Consider the following 3,014-nt stretch of genomic DNA (forward strand, 5'->3'; position numbering starts at 1 on the left):
ACGAAGGGCTGCCGGGTCGTCCCGGCAGCCCTTCGTCGTCGATGGATCCGGAGGATCAGGTTCCCTGGCCCAGCTCCCACAGGTGGAGTTCGGCGGACGAGTTGACCGCCCACTCCACGCCGGAGATCTCGGTCCGGGACGCCACGTACTGCTTGCCCTGCCAGAGCGGCAGCATGGGGACCTCCTCGGCGACGAGGTTCTGCATCTCACCGAACGTCTTGCTGGCCGCGCTGCGGTCGGCCTGCTTCCGCGACTCCGGGAGGAGTTCGGTGCGGATCTTGACGTTGTCGTACGGGTTGTTCAGGAAGTTGGGCTTGTCGAAGAAGGGACCGACGTAGGTGTCCGGGTCCGGGAAGTCGGGGAACCAGCCCATCCCGTAGACGGTGTACTCGCCCTTCTTCCCGTTCGGCCGGAACTCCGACCACTCGGTGCCCTTGATGTCGACATCGAAGAGCTTGCTGGCGTTGAGCTGGTCCCGGAGGGTCTCGAACTCCTTGCCCGTGGCCGAGCCGTAGTGGTCGGTGGTGTAGTCGAGCGTCAGCTTCACCGGCGTGGTGATGCCCGCCTCCTCCAGGAGCTGCGCCGCCTTGGTGAGGTCCCCGTCACCGTACTTGTTGAAGAACGGGTTCGTGTGGGTGGCCACGCTCGACGGGACGAGCGAGTACAGCGGCTCGGCCATGGCGCCGTACGCCTTGGTCACGAGCTGACCGCGGTCGATGGTGTACGCCATCGCCTGGCGTACCGCCTTCTTCTTGACGAGCGGGGTATCGGTGTTGAATACGAGGTAGCGGATCTCCAGCCCGGGCATCTCGGTGAGCTGGATGTCCTCCCGGGGCTTCTCGATCAGTGCCTCGACCTGCTGCGGCGACATGGCGCGGGTCATCATGTCGATGTCCCCGTCGTAGAGCGCCTTGCCCATGTCGTCGGGGGTCTTGAAGGGCCGCAGCTCGACCTTGTCGTTCTGGAGCTTGACGTTGCCCTTGTAGTCCGGGTTCTTGGTGAAGACGGCCTTGACGACCGCGTCGCCCTTGACCTCGGTCTTCAGGGTGTACGGACCCGAGCCGCTGAGCTCGAAGCCGGTCCTGACCTTCTTCGCCGGGTAGTCCTTGGCGCTGAGGATGCCGGCGGCCGGGGTGGTGAGCTTGTACGGGAAGGTCGCGTCCGGCGCCTTGAGGTGGAAGACGATCTTGCGGGCGCCGTCGGACTCCATCGTGTCGATGTTGCTCAGCAGCGTGCCGACACCGTTCTCGCCCTTCATGTCCAGGGCGCGCTGGATGGAGAACTTCACGTCGTCGGCGGTGATCGCGTCGCCGCCGGGGAACTTGAGCCCCTCGCGCAGCGTGCAGCGGTAGCTCTCGTTCGCCCGGTCCGTGAAGCCGCACTCGGTCGCCGCGTCCGGTATCGGCTTGCCGCCGCCGCGCGGGACGGAGACCAGCGTCTGGACGACCTGCCGCAGCACGTTCCAGGTGCCGGTGTCGTACGCGAAGGCCGGGTCCAGGGGCGCGGGGCCGTCCTTGGTGGCGATGTACTGGTCCGTCGTGCCCACCACAATGGCCTTCCCGCCGCCGGAGCCACCGTCCGAGCCCCCGCAACCGGCGAGCACGGGCACAAGCAGGCCGAAGGCGGCCGACAGCGCCAAAGTCTTGCGGTTCATCCTGGACGTACTCCCTCATCCGGCACTGAGATACAGCGGTGCTGACGAGACTCCGCCGCGTCCACCCGGTCGGGGCAGTGCGATCGGGCCGGGATACAGGGCGATCGGTCCTGTGTACATGGCGACTTGGTGGCCGTCGGGACACGTCGTTGATACGGCGAAGTACTCGCGATGAGATTAGTCGGACGCGCCGGTAATGCCGGACCCGGGCCGATCGGAATCGCAATCGGACAGTGATCGGAAATAGCGGCGCGTCGATATCCGAGGGGAGCCGCCTTTCTTCCGGGCAGCCCCAAAGCAGGACACATGCGCACAGGAAGTAGCACCAGGGACGGTCATGGATCAGCCCCACCCGCCCCTGTCGATGAGCGCACAGGTGATAAAGGTCACTCCGCCACCCTTTTACGGGGATCATGAATGCGCCACGTGAAGTGACGGAAAATATCCAGGCCAATGCCGACAGTTCCCATGGCGCATTTCATCGCGACGCTCAGTGCACCGGTCGGTCTCCGTGCGTCATCAGAGCGCGCAGGAATACCAGGTCCACCTCTTCGAGCGAGCCCACGACGGTTCTCCCGTCGGCCGGGGCGATCGGAGCCACCGACGGTACGGCCACGACCCGGCAGCCGGCGGCCTCGGCGGCGGCCACCCCGGTGGCGGTGTCCTCGATGACCGCGCACCGCGTCGGATCGGCGCCCAGACCGCGCGCGGCGAGCAGGTACGGGTCGGGGTGCGGCTTCGTACGGGGCACCTCGTCGCCCGCGACGGTGAGGGCGAAGAACTCCGGTCCCAGCGAGGTCAGGACCCGGTCGATGATGCGCCGGTGCGAGGCGGAGACCAGGGCGGCGGGCACCTCGTGCGCCGCCAGTTCGGTGAGCAGCCGGCGCGCGCCCGGCATCAGGGGGACGCCGCGTCCGATCAGGCCCTCGAAGGCGTCGTTGAGCCGGACGGTCAGCTCGGCGAGGGCGATGTCGGCGCCGGTGGCCTCGATCAGGAAGGCCGCGCTGCGGCTCATGGGCCCACCGACCACCACATCGCGCCAGGCCTCGTCGAGGACGTGTCCGAGGTCCTTGAAGACCTCGACCTCCGCGTCCCACCAGAACCCCTCGGTGTCGACCAGGGTGCCGTCCATGTCGAGCAGGACGGCCTGAAGAGCGGAGCCCTCGGCCGTTCGGGTCAAGGACGCGGGGACCGTACTGGTCATCCGGCACACCTCCGTGAGGGACGAGAAGGCCGGTCACCTTCCCCGCGGGGCATTCCCGCCGGGACAGGCGACCGGCCTGCGCTGGGCCGATAAGTGTACGACTCGCCCGGAGCGCGCGCCGCCCGGTTTCCCCCGGCCGGGGCGGGCGGGGGAAAC

At 67.7% G+C, this 3,014-nt stretch carries 2 protein-coding genes; both read right to left on the reverse strand.

Features of this window, described 5'->3' with window-relative positions:
- Positions 1–55 precede the first annotated feature (55 nt).
- Positions 56–1,654 (reverse strand): ABC transporter substrate-binding protein, encoded by a 1,599-nt coding sequence (locus ACFXPL_RS37005; protein WP_384927568.1) that lies wholly within the window; start codon positions 1,652–1,654, stop codon positions 56–58.
- 490 nt (positions 1,655–2,144) lie between these two features.
- Entirely contained in the window at positions 2,145–2,858 is a 714-nt protein-coding gene (locus ACFXPL_RS37010; RefSeq protein WP_384927569.1) for an HAD family hydrolase, read from the reverse strand.
- Positions 2,859–3,014: the final 156 nt, after the last annotated feature.

Source organism: Streptomyces sp. NPDC059092 (assembly GCF_042756365.1).
GTDB lineage: Bacteria > Actinomycetota > Actinomycetes > Streptomycetales > Streptomycetaceae > Streptomyces.